This is a genomic window from Halobacillus sp. HZG1, from assembly GCF_035818575.1.
Taxonomy (GTDB): Bacteria; Bacillota; Bacilli; order Bacillales; family Halobacillaceae; genus Halobacillus; species Halobacillus litoralis.
The window spans coordinates 1-23,280 of the sequence record NZ_JAYLVQ010000048.1; the positions used below are offsets into that span (position 1 = coordinate 1).

Here is a 23,280-nt window from a genome sequence, read left to right on the forward strand (position 1 = left end):
GCGGGAAAAAAGTGCTTGGTGAGACCCCACAGGACGCAGTCCGAGGAGGCTCACCGCGCTCCCGCGGAAAGCGAGTCATTCCCCGCAGCCCCCATCCACTCAACAAACGTCTCGAAACTGAGTCTTCAAGAAACCTGCCATATAGTGGAATAACTTTGTTAAAAACTAGACAAGAAGGATGGAGGTTGAGTACGATGAAAATGGTTGAACGATCATGATGAGGAGAGGAAGATAAAATGTCGAAGCTTGATCTGACTCAATATGAAAAGAAAATGATTGTTAGAAATATGCAGGATAAAGATATCGAACAGATATTTAAGTTACAAAAGGTTTGCTTTCCTGATATGGATCCATGGAAGAGGGAACACCTGGAGAGCCACTTGACACATTTTGCAGAAGGGCAGTTTGTCGTCGAGTTCGACGGGAAAATTATTGGAAGCTGTTCAAGTTTGATCGTGAATTTTGACGAATATGATGACAAACACACCTGGGATGACATTACAGATGAAGGGTATATAACCAATCATGACCCAGACGGGTACAATTTGTATGGAATTGAAGTGATGGTCCATCCTGAATACAGAGGTATGAAAATTGGAAGGCGTTTGTATGAAGCAAGGAAAGAATTAGCACGCGAGTTGAATTTGAAGAGCATCATTATCGGTGGCCGTATACCGAATTACCACAAGTATGAAGATGAAATGACGCCGCGTGAATATGTGGAGGAAGTTCGCAATCAAAACATTTATGATCCTGTCCTCACTTTCCAGATCATGAATGGCTTTACTGTCATGCGGATTAATCCAGACTATCTTCCGGATGACGAGCAGTCTTTAAAGTATGCGACGCTGATGGAATGGAATAATATAGATTATCGTGCCAGGACGAAGCGATATTTCAAGACAAGTCACCCAGTGAGAATCATGGTCATTCAATATATGATGAAAAATATCGATTCTTTCGAAGAGTTTGCGAAGCAATGCGAGTACTACGTAGATGTCGCCGCTGATTACGGCTCTGATTTTGCCGTATTCCCTGAAATCTTCACTACACAGCTCATGTCCTTTTTAGAAGAAAAAGTACCTTCTCAAGCGGTTCGTAAATTGAGTGGATACACCGAAGAATATATAGAAATGTTCACACATCTTGCTGTGAAGTACAATGTGAACATCATCGGCGGGTCTCATTTCGTAGAGGAAGAAGAGCAAATTTATAACATCTCTTATCTATTCAGACGTGACGGTACGATAGAAAAGCAATACAAAATTCATGTTACGCCGAACGAGCGGACTTGGTGGGGCATTCAGCCTGGAGATGCAGTCAAAGTTTTTGATACGGATTGTGGCAGGATTGCTATTCAAATTTGTTACGACATCCAGTTTCCTGAGCTCGCTCGCTATGCGGTCGATCAGGGAGCGAATATCATTTTCGTTCCGTTTTGTACAGATGACAGACAAGGGTACTTGCGCGTGCGATATTGCGCCCAGGCTCGTGCCGTTGAAAATCAGGTCTATACCGTTATTGCAGGTACAGTAGGGAACCTGACGCAAGTGGAGAATATGGATATTCAGTATGCACAATCAGGCATCTTTACGCCATCGGATTTTGAATTTGCCCGTGATGGGATTATTGGCGAGTGTAACCCAAATGTGGAAACAGTTGTTGTTGGAGATGTTGATTTAGAAATACTGAGAAGACAACGAAAATCAGGGACTGTCCGGCAGCTGCGGGATCGACGTCGGGATTTATTTGATCTTCGATTTAAATTAGACACAGAAGAAAAGCCAGAACGAACGTAAGGGAGGAAGTGTTGTGTTGGACAAACAAGTAGCTATTGTGACAGGAGCTTCTCGAGGAATTGGAAAAGAAATTGCGTTCCAACTCGCTGAAAAAGGAGCTTATTTAACGATTATAGGCAGTTCAGAAGAAATTCACCATACGAAGGAAAAACTAGAAAAGCAAGGGTTCACTAATGTTTTGGCCTATACTGCGGACGTGAGTGATGAGAACGAAATGGATCAGGTCGTGGAAGGAACGAAGAAAGCATATGGCAAAGTGGACATTCTTGTGAACAATGCAGGGATTGGAGACTTCAAGCCAATCGAAGAAGTGACTGTAGAAGAATGGCGTCGAACGTTTGATATTAATGTACAGGGCGTATTTCTTGCGACCAAAGCCGTTCTGCCTATCATGAAGTCACAAAAGTTCGGTACAATCATTACGGTCGCATCCGATGTCTCTCGTTATACAATTCCAGAAGGTGGAGCTTTATACACATCTACGAAATATGCGGTTCAAGGGTTTATGGGATCGCTTGCTCAAGAAGTAAGAAAAGATGGCATCCGGGCAGGTACCATTAATCCCGGAATGGTGGATACTTATTTCGCCAATGGGACTCAGGGAGACCCGGAAAAAGCAGAGTGGCTCAAGGTTCATGATATTGCTGAAGCTGTTGTATATATGGCGCTTGCACCGAAACATATGGTCATTGATGAAATGCATCTCCACCCGCTCATACAGGATTATCCGCGTGTATAAAAGGAAAACTAATGAAGACCGGGTCATCCATCAATTGGATGACCCGGTCTTTCTTTTATGTGAAAAAGTTTGGTTGTAGGGTGGTTGCTTGAGCGTGATCGATATAACTCAACAAAGCTTCGTGTGACTCCAGCATTTCGCTTTGTTTACTCGGATAGTAGGCCGAGTGAAGGAATGTTTCAATCTTTTTTGAAAGAAATTCATCCCTTGTGCGTACCATGAGGACGAGCAAATCGTCCCATTGCCCCCAAATCATGAAGTGCAGGGCTTTATCGTAATCATAGTGACTCATTGGATGACACTTCCTTTATGAAAGGAGTGGTCTTATTATCCCCGTGAGCGTTCCCCCTCAATCAGAGAGTTCGTCACAGTTCTGGGAATCCCGACACATTTTTGCTTTTTTCTTCCGCAAAGCATTGGAAATTTTGTTATGATAGTATGGAAAAGTTTTGCTTTTGACGGAAGGAGTTTTCGTGATGTCAGAAAAAAATCTTCTTTATGCAAATGTGGGGTGTGTCATTTTACTGGGTGTTTTATTATTCCTGAGCTTGGTAACAGCTGAAGCTGATGCCACCCAACAGGTGATGATTCTCATATCGGAAATCATCGGAGGAATAACCCTGGTTGTGGCCATTCTTTCTCTTTACTACATAAAAAGTGATCAAAGGTATCTCCCTCTCTCTATTTTATGTTTTTTAGCTCCCTGGTTGTTGTATGGAATTGGTTACGAAGTAGGTTTTGATGCGTCCACCCCTCATACGTGGATATGGTTTATCAGCTTGTATATGCTTCTCATTGCTGGCTTCATTTTTATTCGCATCGGTTATAAAAAAGTCGAAGGTCATTATAAGCTTGTTTCTGTTTTCCTTTTATTTATTAATGCTATTTTTTTCGTTTATTTAATTTTCATTCAAATATGGTGGAGTATCCCATTCCTGAATCGTTAATCCTCAGTTTTCTTAACTGGGGATTTTTTTGATGTTCACGCACTTTTCCTGTTTTTGTCAATCGAATATTTGCTTTTCAACCACACATACTAACCGTAAATATGGATGGAAGGAGGGTGAATATCATGAAAATCAAAGTATTAGCCATCGGTCTATTAGCAGCTGGATCTCTTGTGGCCTGTCAGGCAGAGCAAGAAGCTGGAGACAACGGCAACTACAACGGAGTGGAAAATACAAGCTTCGAGCGTACAGCAGATGACATGTCCGAAAATGGTCAAAAGGCGAACCAGTATGACAATGATCGCGGAATGGTTCATAACACGAATTATAAAGTGGCCAAAGATGCAGCCAACCGTATCGAAAAAAATGTAGATGGCGTAGATCGTGTTTACGTGTTGAAAACACGTGACAATGCCTATGTAGCTGCAGAGCTTGATAATCCAAAAGGAGACAAGAACGAAGTCTCTGATAAAATGGAAAAGCAAATTAAAAAAGCAGTCAAAGAATCAGATCAGGATATAAACAATGTTTACATTTCAACGAATCCAGATTTTGTTGACTTGACGAACAATTATGTAGAAGATGCTCAAAATGGTGAACCTGTCAGAGGATTTTTCCGTGAATTCGGAGAAATGGTTGACCGTATTTTCCCTGACCAACGCTCATAATAACGAAAAGCCAGGACCATTTATTTAGGTTCTGGCTTTTCAGCTTTTACAATAATGAAATTCGGTTTTGTGGAAACTTTACGGAACCCCTTTGGGTGTACTTCTTTAAATTCAGGCGTAGGCTTTGGCTCTGAAAGTTGAATGAACCGGAAATGATCGGTTACCGCAGAAATGACCTTCTCAAGCGGCCGCCTATAAAAAGTCATCGGAACTTTTTCGCCGTTCACCTTCCATTCCTCCTGAAGTTGCTGGCAGGCAAAATAAGTATCCACATCATGGTTCATATAATCCATAAACGGGTGATGGGTAGAGAAAAGGAGTGTTCCTCCTGGTTTTAATGTACGATAGAACTCCTGAAAAATGGGTGTCCAATCTTTTATGTAATGCAGTGTAAGTGAGCTGATAATGAAGTCAAAAGAGTCGTTCTCCATCGGTAAAGGATTCGACAAATCGTGAACAAAAGCCTGGATACTGGCATTTCCTGCTCGCCGCTTGGTAGCAGCAATCATGGAAGGACTGAGGTCAACCGCTGTTACATCTGCGCCGTGATCAGCCATGTAACGCGAATACCACCCTGCTGCACACCCAGCGTCCAAAACTTTTTTTTCTCGAAGTTCTGGAAGCAGGTCGATCATGGCGGGACGTTCGAGATAAGCATTGTAGGGCTTTCGGTCAACATCAAATTCATAATGCGCAGACAAATGCTCATAGGAGTGAAGGATCTTCTTTTTCATTTGAAAACTCCTTTCTGTTCTTGTGTCATTCAGTGTACCTCAAAAAAGGTTGTATCTCTAATGTTCAGGTTCGCTGACTAAAGTCCACACTTTTTCAGATCAAAGTACTGGTGTCGCGCAGTTACACCTCTAAGAGAGTGGCGTTTGAGTGCCTTTCTTCTGATAGAATGAAGGAAAGGGGGCTTTAAAAATGATTAGAACAGCGGAGATCTGTGATGCAGCAGGCTATCGAAAACTCATGGAGAAACTGGAGTCGGAAACGGATTTTTTATTATTCGGTAATGGGGAAAGGAAAGCCACGAACGAACAGGTAGAAAGGTTGATTCAAAAGGTGGAGAAGGAAGAAAATTCTACGATCCTTCTTTCTGACTTACACGGAGGAATCAATGGGCATGTGACCGTTTTTGGCGGTGGAGCACCAAGGAGCATACATACAGCAAGTGTTATTACTGGAGTATTGAAGGACTTTCACGGTTTAGGAGTCGCTAAAGAGCTATTTCATCATCTTTTTGAATGGGCAGAACATCATGGAGTAACGAGGCTTGAACTTACGGTCATGGTTCATAATGAGAGAGCGGTCCATTTTTATGAACAGATGGGTTTTGAAAAAGAAGGAGTCAAGAGGCAGTCTCTGATCGTCAGCGGGAGGCCTGTGGATGAATATATCATGTCTAAAATTCTAGTGTAGGACAAGAAGATGGCCTGAACCTTCATGTTCGCTGCTTTCCCCTCATATAGTTAAATAAGCGAAATCGAAGGAGGGGGCATCTTTGAGACCAGATGACCAAAAGAAGCTCGAATATGCGATCAGAGAAATAACGGAAATCGCTAAAGGTTTCGGGCTTGATTTCTATCCAATGCGTTACGAAGTCTGTCCTGATGATATTATTTATACATTCGGAGCGTACGGGATGCCGACACGCTTTTCCCACTGGAGCTTTGGAAAGCAGTACTACAAGATGAAGCTGCAATATGACCTCGGATTAAGTAAGATTTATGAACTTGTCATCAATTCGAATCCTTGCTATGCCTTTTTATTGAATTCAAACAGTTTGATTCAGAATAAGCTGATTGTTGCCCATGTCCTGGCTCACTGTGATTTCTTTAAGAACAATGCCCGGTTCCAGAATACGAAGAGGGACATGGTGGAAAGTATGGCGGCGACAGCAGAAAGAATCGCTACCTACGATAAAATATATGGGAAACATGAAGTAGAGTCATTCCTCGATGCTGTTCTTGCCATTCAGGAACATATTGATCCATCTTTGGTCCGTCCTAAACTCGCCTGGTCCATGGACGAAGAAGAAAGTGAAGAAAAGCCGGTTCAAACCGAATATGATGATATTTGGAAGATTGATGAATCCTCCTCAGAAGAGCAGCCAAGGTTTAGGAAGAAAAAGAAATTCCCACCACGACCTGAGAAGGATTTGCTTCTTTTTATTGAACAGTACAGCCGTGAACTTGAGGATTGGCAGCGGGATATCCTGACGATGATGCGCGAAGAAATGTTGTATTTCTGGCCGCAGTTGGAAACGAAGATTATGAACGAAGGATGGGCTTCCTACTGGCATGCACGAATTTTGCGGGAAATGGACTTAACAAGCGATGAGTCCATTGAGTTCGCTAAACTCAATGCGAGCGTTGTGCAGCCAAGTAAGACGCAGCTGAATCCGTATTACTTAGGGTTGAAGATTTTCGAGGATATTGAAGATCGTTATGACAACCCAACCGAGGAAATGATTAAACACGGTGTCGAACCCGGTTCAGGAAGAGAAAAAATGTTCGAGGTCCGTGAAATTGAATCCGATCAAAGCTTCATCCGTAACTATTTAACGAAAGAACTGGCCAGGAGAGAGGATTTATACCTGTTCCAAAAGCAAGGTCAAAAATATAAAATCACGGATAAAGATCATGAAGCCGTTCGGGATCAGCTTGTCACCATGAGGGTGAATGGCGGGTTCCCTTATATCACTGTGCAGGACGGTGATTACGTGAAGGCCGGAGAACTTTATTTGAAACACCATTTTGAAGACGTAGAACTCGATGTCGGATATTTGGAAAAAACATTGCCTTATGTGTATCAGCTCTGGGGACGAAATGTTCACATAGAAACGAAAGTAGAGGGACGGGATGTAGTGTTCAGCTATGGCGGTAAAAAAGTTCAGAAGAAGTATTTATAGAAGGCAGACTGCTCTTTAGATAATAAAGGGCAGTTTTTTTATTTGAGTAGGTCTGAGACTTAATAAGTAAGAAATCGACAAAACCTCTCCCTTCTTTTGACAACTTGGAGAAAAGGAATTTGATATAATGACGGTAAGATTTACCTTCCTAATGCAAAAGAGGTGAGATGGATGAAAAAGGTGCGCGTGGCTATATACAGTTTGATCGCTGTATTAATTGCCGCTGTCATTTTTTATGTGGACAATAAGGAAGTCAACGCACTGAAAAACAACCAGAGCTATCCGATGGTGGAAGCTCCGAAACAACACCCTGAACCCATTACGGTTTCTTCTCAGGAAATCGGAGATACGAAAGTCCATTTGACCAGGCTCTACAGCCGCAACAATGCAAGCGGACTGTATCTTGGGATGTGGTATGGAGACCGAAATGCTGTAATGAGAAACAAGGAAGAAGATTGGCTGAGAGATAAAGGTCATATCGAATTTTTAGTTAAAGCGGTCGATTCGAACGGCACGACGTATAATGGACATACGATTGGTACTAAGGAAGGAACGTTCACTACTTTTCGCTATATCCAATTTGATGACTTCCGATATGACAAAGACCTGGATGAGCTTGATTTGGCATTTTACCCTATGATGGATGATGGCAAGGAAGGCGCTCCGTACGAGCATCCCTGGCTGGAAACCACTGTGGAAGTGGAATGAATAAAGCTTGCCTGAGCATAAGATAGCATAGATAAGGTTGGTTTAATAATGAGCTTAGACACAGGTCTAGGCTCTTTTTTTCGAATAAACAAAGGTCTATGAAAAGGGGACTCATAATGAGATATTCTCGTGTCTTGCTGAAAATTAGTGGTGGTGCCATGAAAGGGGACAGCAGGGATAGTTTCGACAATCAGCGACTGGAACATATTGCAAACGAAATCCTCTCGCTTCTTGATAGTGGATTGGAAGTTGCGGTTGTCGTCGGCGGAGGCAATATCTTCAGGGGCAGAACCGCAGAAGACTGGGGGATCGAGCGTGTGGAAGCTGATAATATTGGTACAATCGGCACGATTATTAACAGTCTGATGTTAAGGGGCGTGTTAAAGAAAAAGTCAAAAAAAGAAATAAGGGTCATGACTTCTATACCAGTCGCAAGCGTAGCAGAGCCTTATATACGTTTGAAGGCTTTGCACCACCTTTCTAAAGGTATGGTGGTCATTTTAGCAGGAGGGAACGGACAGCCGTTTGTGACGACCGATTATCCTGCGGTCCAAAGGGCCATTGAATTGGACTGTGATGCCATCCTTGTTGCAAAACAAGGCGTGGACGGTGTGTATACATCGGATCCTGCCAAACACAAAGGAGCACAAATGTATGGCCGTTTAAATTATGATGACATTCTTCTTCAAAACATCCAGATCATGGATCAGTCTGCTCTCATTCTTGCGCGGGATTTTAAGTTGCCCGTCCACATTTTTAATTTTGATCATCCGGGACTGATGAAGAGGGTTTGTAAAGGGACAGATGAGGGTACTCTCATTTCACATCGACCATCCAGGCTTCAAACTTTGGAATAGGTTGAACGCTCTCGTTTAAAAAGTTTTCAACGGAGGGTCCAACCCCGGCCTTTTTTCTGATAAACTATTCGTTAAACCTGGAGATGACTTGAGGAGGCGAAGTAATGACGATTCACGACCATATTTTGACAGAAAATGATTTTGTAAAGCAGGATACATTGAAGTACCCCTTCGAAGAACGTGGGCTTCAGTTCGGTGATGGAATTTATGAAGTGATCCGTGTTTACAATGGAAACTATTACTTAATGGATGAACACATCGATCGGCTGTACCGTTCTGCGGCAGCTGTTAAAATTGATGTCCCTTATAAAAAGGAAGACATGTATGAGCGGCTGGAAGAACTGCTCAGGAAAAACGAAATCAGCGGAGATGCCAAAGTGTACTTGCAAATCACCAGAGGCTCTGCACCGAGGGATCATGCTTTTCCTGATCAGACACAAGCGAACTTATATGCTTATGTGAAAGATCTTCCTCGTCCGATTTCATTCTTACGTGAGGGCGTCAGTACCATTACTCATGAAGATGTGCGATGGGACTGGTGTTACATTAAAAGTTTAAACTTGCTTCCGAATGTCCTTGCAAAACAGACGGCCAAAGAACATGAGTGTTACGAGGCCATCCTCCATAAAAATGGTGAAGTGACTGAATGCAGCTCTTCCAACGTCTACTTTGTGCGGCAGGGGAAAGTCTACACGCACCCGGCCAAGAAGAACATTCTACATGGATGTGTAAGGATGAGGGTGGAGGCTTTCTGCAAGAAAGAACAGATCGAGTTTATTGAAGAAGCCTTCCAGGTAGAGGATCTTGCTTATGCAGATGAACTGTTTTTATCAAGCAGTACCTCAGAAATCATGCCGATATTAAAAGTTGACGGGCAAACGATTGGTGACGGCCTTCCTGGAGCTGTTACACGGAAGCTGCAAAAGTGTTATGAAGCAGATGCTCACATAAATCAGGATGATTCTATCTTTACAAGTCAAACGGCAGCTGAATAATAGAAAGCCCGGAAGTCTGGACTTCCGGGCTTTTTCGTTACTTTTCATTGTGAAAGTATGAGCAGTATACCTGGCACCCATGAATCTCGTAGCGCAAGGTGCGTGATGTGACGAAGGCGAGTCATGTAAAAAGGAACAAGCGGCATAATAAATAGAGAACTTTGGATATGCTATAATGCTAAGGAAAAGAGGAAAGGAGCGGTTTTTTTATGGGTAATATAAAACTTGAAATGACAAAAGAACAATATGAAACACTGGTTGAAATGGTGTTTTTAGGTACATGGATGGTCAATTCGACAAAGTTAGAGCTGGATGAACAGTTCGAAGATGTAAGAGAGGTTGTGTTATCCAAATACAAGGAAGCGAATCTTGAGGACAAGATATCTTATCAGGAACAAATAGGTGTTCATGACCTTGATGTAGATTATGAATCGAAACTATTAGATACACACGTAGAAGAATACGATGAGTTCAGTTTCTGGGATAAGTTGGTCGAGAAACTTGCTGAAAAACAGATGACAGAAATCTACGGACCAATGGACGGAAAACTGACGGAAGAACAAATGGAAAAACGACTGGCTATTGAAGAAGACATTGGCAGGAAGCTTGAAGAGACAGGCGTGACGAAGCTCTCCTTTGATGAATAAAAAAAGCGTGATGATAGCATCACGCTTTTTGAGTCATTTTCTTTCTCGGTTCTGTCCACAGGGAAGCAATCGGCCTAGCCCATTGGAACGACCATTGAATGAGGGGTCCTAACAGTAAGGCGACGATTAATGTCCCAAAACCAACCGGGGCACCGAGCAAAAACCCAATGAGAGCCATTCCGGATTCGGAGAAAATGCGCACCGTGCTTTTGGATTGATTTGTTTTTTCATTCATAATCATCATGAAGTGATCCAGAGGAATGCGGGGGAATGGAGTTCGTAAATAAACAGAGATTCCCACAGCTGTGGCTAAGAGGCCGAGCGAAAAAATGCCCCATTGCGCCCACCATGCTTCATACTCCATGTTCTCAAGCATTCCGTATAGGAAGATATCCAATGTTCTTCCGCGGATGATAATTGGGATTAATGATTCGAATTGGGGTCGCTTATGCTCCAACTTGGCATTAACAAGGAGAAGAATGACAAAAGCAACGATCATGACACTACCGACAGTTACAGGGAAATGCATGGATAGGCCGACAGCAATGCTGTCTCCCGGGCCCACTCCTAAACCGGATTGTATGATCAGCGCAAGGCCAAGACTTGAAACGACAAGTCCTGCCACATAGATGATAAACAGAAACAAATATTTCATAGGTAGACTCCTTTATGTGTCCACTTGTGCTCCGTTTATCATATCGTTTGGATTCTGTGATGTAAAGTTTCTGAACGGAGCGTTTGCCGATTGCACAATAGGGAAAGCAAAAAAAAGAATGGAGAAAGGGTGATAGACATGCAATATGCTGTTGTAACAGGGGCTTCTCGTGGCTTAGGAGAAGCGATTGCGCGACAATTCATTTTGAAGAGCGTGAATGTGGTGGCTGTTTCACGATCAGGCAATGAAGAGTTGAAAGCTTTGGCAGATGAAAAAGGTGTGGGTTTCCATCATGTCAGCTGTGACCTGAGTGACCTGGATGATATAAATCGTGGACTCAATCAAATGATCGATCTTGTCTTCCACAAGGACACTCATTATGTTTATCTCGTTAATAATGCAGGAGTCATCGAGCCTATTGAGACAGTTGGTAATTTAGAAGCAGAAGCCGTGCAAAAACATATGCAGGTTAATGTAACGGCACCTATTCTGACTGTAAATCGTTTTGTGAAAGAAGCGAATGAAAGGGACATTTCTCTTGGAATCATAAACATTACTTCGGGTGCAGCAGAGAAAACCATTCATGGCTGGAGTACATACAGCAGCTCCAAAGCAGCCATTAATCGTTTCACGCAAACGCTGGCGTTGGAGCAGGAAGGGAAAGGTCATACGATACTTGCCTATAGTCCTGGTGTCATGGATACAGACATGCAAGGCGAAATTCGTACTTCTTCGGAAGACGCTTTTGCCGATGTAGGGAAGTTCCGGAAATTGAAAGAAGAAGGAGAGTTACGCTCCCCTGATGAGGTGGCTAGTGTATTGATGAACCTTTTAGAGAAACCGGATAAAATTGAAAATGGTCAGGTGTATAAACTCTATGATCTAATAGGGAAATGATTGAAGGAGCCCAGTGATATCACTGGGCTCTTACTAATATTAATATGCCAGGAGTTCAATCGTGGATGATTGTCTATGGGCTTTAATTCTTACCCATCCTCCAATAGGAAAAGTGAAAATCGGTGTGGTATGACCGAAACTCGCATTGTATAGGATAGGGATATGTTCGAGTTCTTTTTTAGACTGGAGGATCTGCTTGAGCGTATCATCCTCCATGTGTGATTCTTTTTGGAAGCGGCCGATCACCATTCCCTGCACACCCTCGAAGCCGGGTTGATGAATTAGAGATTGTAAATCACGGTCGAAGGTCGAAGGATCTGATAACATGTCGTCTTCAAGGAAAAGGATTGAATTTGTTAGGGAAGGCATATACGGCGTTCCTTGAAGCAAGTTCAAAGTACAAAGGTTTCCGCCTATCGAGGTGCCTTCAGCCAAACCTTCATACAGCACTTCATAGCCCGGGTTGGTATGGAATTGTCGTTCCTGTTGATTCAAATACCAGCGATCGTCACTCCAATCCATAGCTGGACGTATATTTTGCGGTTCTGTTTCAGTGAATACGCTCATAAAATGGTCGAACGTATAGTGGATGCCTTTTTCCATACCAAACGATGAAAAGTGAGGACCGCTGTATGTGACCAGTCCTGTCTTTTTATATATCGTGTTGGAGAGAGCTGAAATGTCAGAATACCCACAGAAGATCTTAGGGTTCTTATGGATGAGGTCAAAATCAAGGCGGCTCAGCAATTGGTTGCTGTCATATCCACCAAGAGTAGTCAAGATGGCTTTGACATTCGGATCAGAAAAAGCTTCGTGTATATCAGTTACCCTGTGTTCAACGGGATTGGAGATGAACCGGCTGCTTTCTGCTGAATATGTACTGAAGGTTACCTTGAATCCCGCCTGGTTCAAACGCTCTACGGCCAGATTCTGCTGATCAGGTGCTACAATCGATAAACTTTTGGCAGGGGAGATTACTCGAATTTCATCTCCCCTTTTCAATTTCTCAGGTATCATTAACTTGCCTCCTTCGATTGGTAAATTAAATAACTATACCAAAAAATATGGTTTGCGTCCATCAGGGTTTAGAATATTTTGAAACTATCTTCAAAATCGGCTCGTATGTATAAGCAAGGAGGGTTCTTATGTTCTCAACCATTATTGGGTTTATTCTTGTTGTTGCTTTTTTAGCTCTTCTCTTCAGGTTTGTTGGACAGTCAACCAGTAGTCGATCCCTTTCTTCTAAAAAAGATGACTCTACGTGGCAGCCTGGGTTTCATCAGTTCGATCATTCTGATGGTGGTGGAGACGGGGGAGGGGAGTGAACCATGAATGCTGAGTCACTTTCTTAGAATAACTCCCTGAAAATGAGTGGGGCCATCTTCACCTTCTTCTATCGGAATTTTATGAAACGCTTCAAGCTTGAACTCACGTTTTAGAATAGATTCAAGAATCTCGTCTTCATAAAAAGAGAAAAAGCGTTTAGGCTCATGGAAGTCTTTCTGCCAAATGCCCTCATGATTGATGCCGCCGTAAACACCTAAATAAAAAAGCCCATCTTTTTTTAGAACGCTGCGAATACCTCTTAGGATTTCAGGGAGGTTCTCTTTGGGTACATGAAGCAGGCAGTTCAAAGCCCAGACGGCATCAAAAGATGATTCCGGAAACTGTAAGTCATCAAAACTCATGACGTCTGCTTTCAATCCTTTTTCACGGCAGAGCTGGACCATATCTTCGGATAAATCTGTTGCCTGAACGTTGAATCCTTCCTGGGAGAAGAAAAGACTGTCTTTTCCTGGTCCTGATCCGATTTCGAGCAGTGAATGCTTCTTCTCATTCTTTAATTTTTCCAGGAAAGCCCCCCGTTCCTTGATTTTCCAATCTTGTGTGCGTGATTGATTGCGTTGTTTCGATTGACGGTCATACGCTTTAGAGAGATTCTTTTTTATATCTTGTGGAATCAATGCTTCTGCTCCTTCTTTTGGTAAGTAATGGCGAGCATTCCGTCTTGATAGGCTTTGGTTTCTGTAAGCTGAAGTTCTTCTTCAAGGTCATTTTTTTTGAAAAGGGGGATGCCTTTACCGATCAATGTTGGTTGAATAAAGATCTGGAATTCATCAATTAATTCTGCGGAGATGAAATAATGGATCAGGTTTGCTCCTCCGACAACCCAAATGGTTTTATTCTGTTCATTCTTAAGCATGTTCACAAGAGGCAGGATTTGTTCAGGTTGTAGATATGTCGCATAATCGTCATGGCCTTCGCGCGTGTTACTCACGACATAGACATCCTTCATTCTGTATGGGAATTCTTCGGTTAATTCAAAGATGTGGTCATAAGTTTTCCTTCCTAGAAAAACGGTATCAACGGTGTTGATGAATTTTTCATAGCCATAGTCTTCGTCAGCACTATCCCGCAGCCAGTCAATGCTCCCATCCTCTCTTGCGATATAACCATCAGCACTTTGAGCAATGTATAATGTGACTTTCCCCATATGACTTCCTCCATTCTTTTTGTCTTGTATTCCTAAGCCACTTCATCATATAATAAACGTAACCAAAAAAGAAGGGACTGACGTTTAAAGCAATGAAGTACTAATCCTGTTGCTAAACGAGTATGAGAATAAGAAACAACACTCGTTCCAGATACAGGATTGGTCTGTCCTTTTTTAAAAAGGATCCTCTTGCTTTTTACATCACCCTTCACATATGTTGTGGTGTGCCCAAAAAGTGATGGCAGACTAAAAACCTCTCTGGAACGGTTCAGGGAGGTTTATTTATGTTAAACATGCGTGCAACCAATATACAGTATCAAATCGGGAGCCGAGATCTACTTAATATTAAAGAACTGAAGATTCATGAAGGAGACCGAATTGGTCTAGTAGGAAGAAATGGAGAAGGGAAAAGCCTTTTGCTGCGATACTTGTTAGGAAAGCTCGATGTAGCCCCGCAAGTGGAATGGCACACCTCTTATGGATGGATGAAACAGATGAATGAAGAAGAGTGGAAATCTTCTTCATTGAGTGGTGGTGAAAAAACACTCGCTCGACTGGAGCGAATTCTTTCCCTTGGACACTCCTTGCTTTTTCTTGATGAACCAACGAATAACCTGGACTGGGAGCACATTGAATCATTAGAAAAAGAACTGCTCAAGCATAAGGGCGCTTATGTTCTTGTTTCCCATGATCGAAAGATGCTCAATCGCTGCTGCAATAAAATCTGGGAACTTGAACAAGGAGAATTGACGGAATACCAAGGAAATTATGATTTTTATGAGGTTCAAAAGGAGTATGAACGAAAGCAGAAATACGAAATGCACGAACAGTATGTGAAAGAAAAAAACAGAATTGAGGAACGAATCCGCCAAAAGCAGTCCCAATCTAAAGGAATGAGAAAACCTCCTAAACGAATGGGAAATTCCGAGTGGCAACTTGGGAAGAACAAAGCAGCTGCTCATCAAAAGAAGGTGGAGCGTGTCAGTAAAACATTAGAGCGCAGATTGGATCGTCTCGAGAAGGCAGAGAAGCCTATGGAATGGGACCAAGTGAAGATGGAGTTTAGCAAATTGAACCCTTCAAATAAAAAGGTGATAGGGAAAGTGGGGGAGGCCGAGGTCAAAGTTGGATCAAGGGTTCTATTTTCCACCCCTAAGCTCTCATTGAAAAATGGATCGAAAACAGCCTTCATCGGTGGGAACGGAACAGGAAAATCCACCTTTATCCAACATCTTTTACGAACAACAGAGTGGCTTTCTCCAGGAGTAGAGATCGGGTACTTTCACCAGACTTTGGAAGATTTACCTTTTGAGAAGAAAGTGTACGACTATGCAAGTGAAGAGAGTTCACTATCCGAAACTACCATTCGTATCATTCTTGCGCGTCTGAGGTTTTTTGCTGAGGATATGAACAAAACCATAGGCCAATTGAGTGGAGGAGAACGAGTGAAACTGTCTATGGCGAAATTGATGGCCAGCGGAGCAACTTTCCTCGTGCTTGACGAACCAACGAATCACCTGGATCTCGAAGCAATACATGCTTTAGAACGGTTAATCTGCGATTTCCCAGGGACGATTCTTTTTGTTACCCATGATCGTACATTCATCGAGAGGACAGCGGATCAAATATGGATGATCGAAGATTCAAAGTTCATACCCTTCGATGGGACATGGAAACAGTGGGAGGAGTATGTGGAGAATCCTCCTGTTGCTGACGATGACGTCTACGATCAGATGGCATTAGAAACAAAGTTGACGGAACTCGTCAGCCGGTTGAGTATGCCTGGTCCGAATGATGATGTTAATCAATTGGAGGAGGACTATCAACAAACGTTGTATCACTTAAAGAAACTGAAAAAGGACTAAAAAAAAGCGACCGGGAAGCGGTCGCTTTTTTATGTTAAAAGAGGTATCTATGTGTGAAAATCACCTATCGAGCTGGCTTTTCCGGTTACTGAGCTGCCTCTACTTTCTTAGCTTCTTTGTTATTTCTCAAAAACATGTAAAGCGAGGCACCGAAGATTGTGAAGTAACCGAGGATGCTGAAAATATCGGGTACTTGATCAAATAAGATGATACTGATGAGTGCCGAGTAGACCACGGTAGAATAGAAAAAGATAGAGATTTCCCGTGCTGGTGCGAATTTATAGGCTATGGTCAAACCGAACTGTCCCAGCGTCGCAAATGCCCCAGCGGATAGCAGGTACACCCATTGTTTCAAGCTCATCGGTTCATAGAAAGCAATGGTGAAAGGGAGCAGAGTGACAGTTGTGAAAAATGAGAAGTAGAAGACAATGGTATAAAATTTTTCTTTATCTCCTAATACACGGAGCAAAGTATAGGCGCCAGCTGCAAACACGGCTGAGAAAATACCGCTGAGATAAGGAATGAACTCAACAGAAAATGCCGGTTTTATGATGAACAGTGTCCCGATAAACGCGACGATAATAGCAATGATCTGATACAAACGTGCTTTCTCTTTCAAAAAGATAGCTGAAAAGATAATTAACAAAAATGGACTGAGTTTGTTGAGCATATCCGCATCTGACAATACAAGGTTATCAATGGCATAGAAAAACAGTACCATCCCGATCGTACCGAGTGCTGAACGGGAAAGCAGCAACTTCTGATTTTCCTTTTTACCAAAAAGCCGTTCTTTGTTGTACATGACAAAACCAAAGGCGATAATGGCTGATACAAGATTACGGAATAAAGTCTTTTGAACAGTCGGAACGTCTCCAGACAGCTTAACGAGTGCCGCCATCATAGAGAAGCCGAAGGCAGATATAAGTAGTAAGATGATTCCTTTATTTCGATTGCTCATGATGGTTCCTCCAGTTGTACTTATGTTGTGCAAAAAAACACCTTTACCATCCTAATATAAAAAATTAATGAAAGAAAGCCAGATGCACTTCTTCCACAATTTTTCCATATAGTGGAGTGGAGGGGATTGTCTATACACGGTCTTAAAAAGTGCGGTATACTTGAAGTAGTAAAGGAATAAAGAAAGGGCGATAGATGTTGATTTGTTCTCAACCCATATTCGAGAGAAAGCGTGTCATTGAAAATAATCAGCAGCTCTATTTAGAGAAAGAAAATAAGTTGAAGCTGTTTGAAACAAGTGTTGTGTCGCCAAAGGAAACTTTTCCTCTTCATGCCATTCATGATGTTTCATATCGGAGATCTTCGTCCATGTATGGAATGCTTTATTTGCATACACACAAAGGTGTACGGGCCTATATGGTGAAAGAAGATCCCAGTCCTTGGATGAAAGAGTTAAAAGCATGTCTTTTAAATAGATGATATAAATTAACGGATATAGGACGTGATGGAGTGGAAGTGATTGCAGAGAGTGACCGTATTTGCCTTCGGGAAGTCTTACTAGAAGACTGGTCAGCCTTTCACCCTTATTCATCGAACGAAGAGACGGTAAAGCACCAGCCGTGGGGACCGAACACAGAAGAAGATAGTCTCTTTTTCGTCCGTCAAATTATCATTGATCGGCAACAAAGACATAGAAGCCGCTATGTTTTTACCATTGTAGAAAAAGAATTGGATGAAGTGGTTGGCAATATCGAGATGAACATTCGAGACTGGGATGGAATCGGCGAAATTGGTTTTATCATTCATCAAGATTACTGGGGAAGAGGTTTGGCTACTGAGGCTGTTCAATTGATGATCAATTATTGTTTTGAGCATTGTGAATTGCAGCGGGTAGTAGCCACATCAAATCCGGAGAATACCGGATCGATTAGAGTATTGGAAAAGGTCGGTATGATTAAAGAAGGAATTCTTCGGAAAGATTTACTTGTGAAAGGTAAATGGCAGGATTCATGTGTCTACAGTATGCTGAGAGAAGAATGGATAGAAAAAAGCGCAAGGCCTTAGGCCTTGCGCTTTACTTATGAGGCATTTAGTTTGTCATTGACTGTAAGGCGTCGAACAAGCTTGGAGCTGTCCTTATTCAATCCAACAATCTCGACATCTATATCACGGTCTTCATACTTCGTTATCAGTTTATCAATCGCAGCGACAGCTGAGTCATCCCAAACATGGGCATAGGTAAAGTCAATTACTACTTGGGATGCTTTCACATCATAGTCGAAATGCTTAAGCAAGCTGTCTGTGGAAGCGAAGAATACTTGACCACTTACATGGTACACCATTTTTTCTGTATTCTGGTCAAATACTTCCTCAACTTTCACTTTTGAAATCTTAGCAACGAAGAAAATAGCACTTAAAATGACACCCGCAATGACACCTTTGGACAGATCGTGAGTCTGTACTACTGTACCAACGGTTACAAGCATGACAATACTGTCTGTAATCGGAGTCTTTTTGAAGCGGGTCAGTGAGCTCCAATCAAATGTTCCAATGGATACCATAATCATGACTCCGACTAGGACGGCCATAGGAATTTGAACGAGAAGATCGTTGAATACAATAATCAGCAGCATCATAAATATTCCTGCTACAAGTGTTGATAATCGTCCGCGACCACCTGAGGATACGTTAATAACTGATTGACCGATCATGGCGCAACCGGCCATTCCACCAAAGAAACCGGAAACCACATTGGCCATTCCCTGTCCTCTGGCTTCTTTATTTTTATCACTTACTGTATCTGTCATATCATCTACAATTTGTGCAGTTAGTAACGATTCTAGTAACCCTACAAAAGCAAGAGCCAGTGAGATAGGGAAAATAATTTGTAATGTTTCAAACGTCAATGGGATATCTGGTAGAAGGAAAATAGGCAGTGTACTGGATAGTTCTCCCATATCCCCTACTGTTTTCAATCCAGTTCCTGTCGTAATGGCGATGATTGTCATTACGACAATAGCCACCAATGGTGAAGGAACGGATTTGGTGAATCTTGGTAGAATATAAATAATAGCTAATGAACCTACTACCATCGCATACATAGCTAATCCTGCCCCTTCAAAATGGACAAGTTGTGATGAGAAAATAAGAATCGCTAGGGCATTCACAAAACCAATCATGACGGACCTAGGAATAAACTTCATAAGCTGTCCGATTTTCAATGCGCCTAAAGTAAACTGTAAAATCCCCGTCAAAATCGTAGCAGCCAGTAAATACTCCAAACCATGGTCCTTGACTAAGGTGACCATCAAGACAGCCATAGCTCCGGTCGCAGCAGAAATCATACCTGGACGACCACCCATAAAAGCAATGACGACAGCGATACAGAAGGAAGCGTACAAACCTACCATGGGGTCGACTCCAGCGATGATAGAGAAAGCGATCGCTTCAGGGATGAGCGCCATAGCGACGACCATGCCTGAAAGCACATCGTTTTTTACGTTTCCGAACCATTGTTGTTTAATTGTTTCTGTGTTCAATTGCGCACCTCTTTCTACATTTTTTATTTTGTATTGTCCATAACAATACGGAAATCCGGCAAGAACGATCAGATTATATCACCTATAGGGGATATTACATAACCCCATGTAAGCGCATAAATATATATTTTTCTCTTTTTTTCTCTTTTTTTCGCTTATATAGACCCTAACTATACAAAATTCATATTATTGTAAGTTATTTAATGGTAGTTTTTCCCCCTAAATGATGAATGAGAATGGTAAAATGGAGAAAACAGATGAAGTTGATTGGGGGAATTCCGATGTATAAGAAGATCTTAGTAGCAGCAGATGGATCCGATCACTCTATCCGTACAGCTGAACGTGCTGCAGAACTTGCTCACTTACAAGGGGACGGTGAAATTACAATCGTTTATGTGATCGACGGTGAGCAGTCTAAGTCAGATGTCTTATCCGAAGGTGATCAAAGGATGGTTGAACAGCGCCGGCAGCAGAGATTGAAACCTATTGAAGAAATTCTTCTGGAGAAAAATGCTTCGTATCAAGTAAGCATTCAACATGGTGAACCGGGTCCGACGATCGTTAAATATGCAAATGAAAATAACTTTGATCTTGTAGTGATTGGAAGTAGAGGTTTGAATACCCTGCAAGAAATGGTATTGGGTAGTGTAAGCCATAAAGTGGCGAAGAGAGCGAAATGTCCAGTTATGATTGTGAAATGATAGCTATTTGAAGGGAGATGTTTATCCATGAATGAACAAGGATGTATTAAATGTGGAAGCACAGATGCGGGGAAAAAGGATGTTTCAATGACAGGTTCCGGTCTATCAAAAATGATGGATGTCCAAAACAACAAGTTTACTGTCGTTTATTGCAAGAATTGCGGATACTCAGAGTTTTACAACCAAAATGCTTCCAAAGCAGGGAACATTCTCGACTTTTTCTTTGGAGGTTAAGCCAACTGAAACACGTGAATTAGAAAAGCCCTGAGTTTTTACTCAGAGCTTTTTTTAACCTTCAAAGGATCTTATAGTATTTTCTTTGGACCATACGATTTAAGAAATATTGTGTGAGAGCAGTGATCGTCACCAACACAAGAATCAGTACACTACCAACGGTCCATATACCTTGCAAGCCACTATTCCACAAAATCAGAATAATGATCCCAAACACCGCTGATTCCAATGCGAGAGGGACTATTCCGATAAACCTTCCTTTAAAAACTTCCCTCTCATCTGTCCAATTCAACTTCGGACTGTACAAATCAATCATAAGCCCTGCGATGCTCGCGACCCAGCCTGTAATAAGAGAAATCACGAACCAGAGCAGCCATATGGTGAATGGGACTTTAAGAACGATTAATGCAGCCAAGCTTAGAAGCAAGATGGATAAACCATTCATGAAGAAGGAGACAAGCAGTTTACTTAAAATGACCGTTGATGCTGGAATGGGTAAGTATAAATGGTTGAACCAGCTCTTCCCATCCCTGGACACGGAAGAGAAGGAGGCGGGGTTAATTCCTAGTGCGACAACTGTGATCCCAAACATCCCTAATATGACTTTTTTTCCTTCCATAACATTGAGTTGAGTCCCCCACCCTGTAAGAGGTCCATTGGGGTCCAACATCATAATGATAATTAGGAATACAGGAAAGAAGAGGCTCTGCACGACAATTTGTGTAAAAAAAGTAGGAGTTCTAAAGATGATGCGCATCTCTTTTTTCCATAAACTCATTAATAGAGACTGCTGCTTTACTTGTTTTTGAATCTTTTCTTCATTAAAGTCGCTTCGCTTTCCTCCAGATAAACCGAGCACACCTTTAAAGTAGAAACTTTGGCCAACAGTAAGGAATACAAAGAACGCCCCTAAAGATAATGTGACAAACAGAAGGAAGTAAAATACCCCAGTCCAGTTTCCTATTTCAGTTAGGGCGATACTACTGAAGTAAGCAGTAGGGAAGAATTTTGTTACAAGTTCAAGAAGAGCGTTCTGCTGTGTTAGCATTTCTGCTACGTTACCTGTTCCTGAATCCAAGCGGATCAGTACATTAATTCCTATAGCAAAAACAAAGCCCAGGAGCCCGACGAGTACTTTTGTACGATCTTTATTTTTGGATATATTGGCGAATCTCATAATGAACATAAGAACAATAGCCGTTAAGACGAAAGGAATGATAGGTGTTAATGACCAAATGATTAGAGCTGAAAGATAATAAAGGACGCCGGCTCCGCTATGTAAGCCAAAGAATATGAGAGAAGGGAGCAGCAAGATCGCATTCAAACCATATAACGATAGAAACGGAACCGCAGATTTCCCAAATAAGATTTGATAAGGTTGGAAAGGCAAAGATATAAAAGACTCCACATCTTCGGCGAAGTAAAAAGAACTGAGTACGGTCCCTATACTTGTAAAACAGAAAATAAAAGTCATCATGACAAACAATAATCCAAGAATGACTCCTTCGTTCCCTAGTGGTTCAAGGGCGGCATACATGTTACCGATGATTCCTTGAATGAAAAACAAGATGAGCAATCCGAAAGGGATCATCATTAAACCAATCATGACAAATCCGAATTTTTCCATACTGCTTTTATTGGCCATGGATAATTGCATTTTGACCATGATACGCATCAATTTCCATGCTTTATTCATTTTGAGTCAACTCCAGGAACAATTGCTCTAGATTATCATCATCTTTAAATTGTTGTCTCATCTCAGCCATATTCCCTTTGAATTGCACATGCCCATTATTAATGATGGCAACCTCATCACACAACTGTTCTACTACTTCTAAAACATGGGTGGAAAAAAAGACAATTTTCCCTCTTCTAGCATGGTCACGCATCATTTCCTTCAATGTATAGGAAGACTTCGGGTCGAGCCCCGTTAACGGTTCATCCAGAATCCAGACATCTGGATCATGAAGCAGTACACCGCTGACTACAATTTTCTGTCTCATCCCATGGGAGTAGGTTTGGATATGATCATTCAAAGCCTCATAAATTCCAAAGCTTTTGGTCAAATGTTCAATTTTTTCTTTTCGTACATCCTTTGGGACTTCAAATACATCAGCAATAAAATTCAAATATTCAATCCCTTTTAACCTTAGAAAAATGTCTGAACGGTCCGGGACATACCCAAATTGATGCTTGGCCTTCATCGGTTCTTTCGCCACATCGATGCCATTCATAATGATCGAACCTTCATCGATGGGCAAAATGCCTGTCATCATTTTGATCGTTGTTGATTTTCCAGCTCCGTTCGGACCGAGGAAGCCGAATATCTTTCCATCCGGGACAGAAAGATCAAGGTCTTTTACCGCTTGTTTCCCTGCGAAGCTTTTAGATATACGATTGATTTCTATCATATTTTCACCCTTTACTTAAGTTGCTTTCCTCTTTTCTATACGAAAGAAAAGGGGGAATGTTTCAATTTTCCAACACCACTGTCTTTATTCTACTCCTCTGCTTATTGAAGAAAATGGCAGGTTTCTTGAAGACTCAGTTTCGAGACGTTTGTTGAGTGGATGGGGGCTGCGGGGAATAGCTCGCTTTCCGCGGGAGCGCGGTGAGCCTCCTCGGACTGCGTCCTGTGGGGTCTCACCAAGCACTTTTTTCCC

Annotated in this window: 26 protein-coding genes; 16 read left to right on the forward strand and 10 right to left on the reverse strand. The window is 42.0% G+C overall.

Annotated features, from left to right (window positions below):
- The first annotated feature begins 236 nt into the window (after positions 1–236).
- Together VKA52_RS07235 and VKA52_RS07240 are read left to right on the forward strand one after the other, a co-directional pair.
- Positions 237–1,799: a GNAT family N-acetyltransferase gene (locus tag VKA52_RS07235; protein ID WP_160915319.1), complete on the forward strand. Its 1,563-nt coding sequence runs from the start codon at positions 237–239 to the stop codon at positions 1,797–1,799.
- 13 nt (positions 1,800–1,812) lie between these two features.
- Entirely contained in the window at positions 1,813–2,538 is a 726-nt protein-coding gene (locus tag VKA52_RS07240) for an SDR family oxidoreductase (RefSeq protein ID WP_160915317.1), read from the forward strand.
- 55 nt (positions 2,539–2,593) lie between these two features.
- Here the strand turns inward: VKA52_RS07240 and VKA52_RS07245 are convergent, their stop codons facing one another.
- Positions 2,594–2,830 carry a YhdB family protein gene (locus VKA52_RS07245; RefSeq protein WP_160915315.1) on the reverse strand — a complete coding sequence of 79 codons (237 nt, stop codon included), beginning with the start codon at positions 2,828–2,830 and terminating at the stop codon, positions 2,594–2,596.
- Between the two features lie 184 nt (positions 2,831–3,014).
- On the opposite strand from VKA52_RS07245, the gene VKA52_RS07250 reads away from it, so the two are divergent.
- Complete coding sequence (locus tag VKA52_RS07250; protein WP_326314780.1) at positions 3,015–3,485, forward strand: hypothetical protein; 471 nt, start codon at positions 3,015–3,017, stop codon at positions 3,483–3,485.
- Between the two features lie 125 nt (positions 3,486–3,610).
- A complete protein-coding gene (locus tag VKA52_RS07255; protein ID WP_160915311.1) occupies positions 3,611–4,153 on the forward strand; it encodes a YhcN/YlaJ family sporulation lipoprotein in 543 nt (180 codons plus the stop codon).
- A 20-nt stretch (positions 4,154–4,173) separates the two neighbouring features.
- On the opposite strand, the gene VKA52_RS07260 is transcribed toward VKA52_RS07255, so the two are convergent.
- Entirely contained in the window at positions 4,174–4,887 is a 714-nt protein-coding gene (locus tag VKA52_RS07260) for a class I SAM-dependent methyltransferase (RefSeq protein WP_326314783.1), read from the reverse strand.
- 190 nt (positions 4,888–5,077) lie between these two features.
- Here VKA52_RS07260 and VKA52_RS07265 point away from each other — a divergent pair, with 190 nt between their 5' ends.
- The 6 genes from VKA52_RS07265 to VKA52_RS07290 all read left to right on the forward strand — a co-directional run bounded on the left by VKA52_RS07265 (position 5,078) and on the right by VKA52_RS07290 (position 10,274).
- Positions 5,078–5,575: a GNAT family N-acetyltransferase gene (locus tag VKA52_RS07265; RefSeq protein ID WP_326314785.1), complete on the forward strand. Its 498-nt coding sequence runs from the start codon at positions 5,078–5,080 to the stop codon at positions 5,573–5,575.
- Positions 5,576–5,657: 82 nt separating this feature from the next.
- A complete protein-coding gene (locus VKA52_RS07270; RefSeq protein ID WP_160915305.1) occupies positions 5,658–7,067 on the forward strand; it encodes a SpoVR family protein in 1,410 nt (469 codons plus the stop codon).
- Between the two features lie 171 nt (positions 7,068–7,238).
- The gene (locus VKA52_RS07275; protein ID WP_160915303.1) at positions 7,239–7,775 is read left to right on the forward strand and encodes a hypothetical protein; all 537 of its coding nucleotides are present in this window, start codon (positions 7,239–7,241) and stop codon (positions 7,773–7,775) included.
- A gap of 116 nt (positions 7,776–7,891) precedes the next feature.
- Positions 7,892–8,632, forward strand: coding sequence for a UMP kinase (gene pyrH / locus VKA52_RS07280; RefSeq protein WP_326314787.1), 741 nt, complete (start codon positions 7,892–7,894; stop codon positions 8,630–8,632).
- A gap of 104 nt (positions 8,633–8,736) precedes the next feature.
- Entirely contained in the window at positions 8,737–9,627 is an 891-nt protein-coding gene (gene dat / locus VKA52_RS07285) for a D-amino-acid transaminase (protein ID WP_326314789.1), read from the forward strand.
- Positions 9,628–9,836: 209 nt separating this feature from the next.
- Positions 9,837–10,274: a hypothetical protein gene (locus VKA52_RS07290; RefSeq protein WP_326314791.1), complete on the forward strand. Its 438-nt coding sequence runs from the start codon at positions 9,837–9,839 to the stop codon at positions 10,272–10,274.
- A gap of 19 nt (positions 10,275–10,293) precedes the next feature.
- On the opposite strand, the gene VKA52_RS07295 is transcribed toward VKA52_RS07290, so the two are convergent.
- A complete protein-coding gene (locus VKA52_RS07295; protein ID WP_160915295.1) occupies positions 10,294–10,929 on the reverse strand; it encodes a YczE/YyaS/YitT family protein in 636 nt (211 codons plus the stop codon).
- A gap of 138 nt (positions 10,930–11,067) precedes the next feature.
- On the opposite strand from VKA52_RS07295, the gene VKA52_RS07300 reads away from it, so the two are divergent.
- Positions 11,068–11,826 carry a (S)-benzoin forming benzil reductase gene (locus tag VKA52_RS07300; RefSeq protein WP_326314793.1) on the forward strand — a complete coding sequence of 253 codons (759 nt, stop codon included), beginning with the start codon at positions 11,068–11,070 and terminating at the stop codon, positions 11,824–11,826.
- 39 nt (positions 11,827–11,865) lie between these two features.
- Here VKA52_RS07300 and VKA52_RS07305 read toward each other — a convergent pair whose 3' ends face one another.
- Entirely contained in the window at positions 11,866–12,843 is a 978-nt protein-coding gene (locus VKA52_RS07305; RefSeq protein ID WP_326314795.1) for a S66 family peptidase, read from the reverse strand.
- A 128-nt stretch (positions 12,844–12,971) separates the two neighbouring features.
- Between VKA52_RS07305 and VKA52_RS07310 the strand changes: the two genes are divergently transcribed.
- Positions 12,972–13,151 (forward strand): hypothetical protein, encoded by a 180-nt coding sequence (locus tag VKA52_RS07310; protein ID WP_160915289.1) that lies wholly within the window; start codon positions 12,972–12,974, stop codon positions 13,149–13,151.
- 15 nt (positions 13,152–13,166) lie between these two features.
- Here VKA52_RS07310 and VKA52_RS07315 read toward each other — a convergent pair whose 3' ends face one another.
- Positions 13,167–13,790: a class I SAM-dependent methyltransferase gene (locus tag VKA52_RS07315; RefSeq protein ID WP_202412518.1), complete on the reverse strand. Its 624-nt coding sequence runs from the start codon at positions 13,788–13,790 to the stop codon at positions 13,167–13,169.
- Entirely contained in the window at positions 13,787–14,320 is a 534-nt protein-coding gene (locus VKA52_RS07320) for a dihydrofolate reductase family protein (protein ID WP_326314798.1), read from the reverse strand. The genes VKA52_RS07315 and VKA52_RS07320 overlap by 4 nt, the downstream gene beginning before the upstream one ends.
- Before the next feature lie 284 nt (positions 14,321–14,604).
- Between VKA52_RS07320 and abc-f the strand changes: the two genes are divergently transcribed.
- Complete coding sequence (gene abc-f, locus VKA52_RS07325) at positions 14,605–16,185, forward strand: ribosomal protection-like ABC-F family protein (protein WP_326314800.1); 1,581 nt, start codon at positions 14,605–14,607, stop codon at positions 16,183–16,185.
- A gap of 85 nt (positions 16,186–16,270) precedes the next feature.
- On the opposite strand, the gene VKA52_RS07330 is transcribed toward abc-f, so the two are convergent.
- A complete protein-coding gene (locus VKA52_RS07330) occupies positions 16,271–17,143 on the reverse strand; it encodes a DMT family transporter (protein ID WP_326314802.1) in 873 nt (290 codons plus the stop codon).
- Between the two features lie 509 nt (positions 17,144–17,652).
- Here VKA52_RS07330 and VKA52_RS07335 point away from each other — a divergent pair.
- Positions 17,653–18,207, forward strand: a complete 555-nt coding sequence (locus VKA52_RS07335; protein ID WP_160915281.1) for a GNAT family N-acetyltransferase — start codon at positions 17,653–17,655, stop codon at positions 18,205–18,207.
- Positions 18,208–18,221: 14 nt separating this feature from the next.
- Here the strand turns inward: VKA52_RS07335 and VKA52_RS07340 are convergent, their stop codons facing one another.
- Positions 18,222–19,682 carry a SulP family inorganic anion transporter gene (locus tag VKA52_RS07340; RefSeq protein ID WP_326314804.1) on the reverse strand — a complete coding sequence of 487 codons (1,461 nt, stop codon included), beginning with the start codon at positions 19,680–19,682 and terminating at the stop codon, positions 18,222–18,224.
- A 281-nt stretch (positions 19,683–19,963) separates the two neighbouring features.
- Here VKA52_RS07340 and VKA52_RS07345 point away from each other — a divergent pair, with 281 nt between their 5' ends.
- Together VKA52_RS07345 and VKA52_RS07350 are read left to right on the forward strand one after the other, a co-directional pair.
- Positions 19,964–20,383, forward strand: a complete 420-nt coding sequence (locus tag VKA52_RS07345; RefSeq protein ID WP_326314806.1) for a universal stress protein — start codon at positions 19,964–19,966, stop codon at positions 20,381–20,383.
- 27 nt (positions 20,384–20,410) lie between these two features.
- Positions 20,411–20,617 carry a zinc ribbon domain-containing protein gene (locus VKA52_RS07350; protein WP_206948460.1) on the forward strand — a complete coding sequence of 69 codons (207 nt, stop codon included), beginning with the start codon at positions 20,411–20,413 and terminating at the stop codon, positions 20,615–20,617.
- A gap of 61 nt (positions 20,618–20,678) precedes the next feature.
- On the opposite strand, the gene VKA52_RS07355 is transcribed toward VKA52_RS07350, so the two are convergent.
- Entirely contained in the window at positions 20,679–22,313 is a 1,635-nt protein-coding gene (locus VKA52_RS07355; RefSeq protein WP_326314808.1) for a putative ABC transporter permease subunit, read from the reverse strand.
- Positions 22,306–23,028 carry an ABC transporter ATP-binding protein gene (locus VKA52_RS07360; RefSeq protein ID WP_160915271.1) on the reverse strand — a complete coding sequence of 241 codons (723 nt, stop codon included), beginning with the start codon at positions 23,026–23,028 and terminating at the stop codon, positions 22,306–22,308. The genes VKA52_RS07355 and VKA52_RS07360 overlap by 8 nt, the downstream gene beginning before the upstream one ends.
- Between the last annotated feature and the right edge of the window lie 252 nt (positions 23,029–23,280).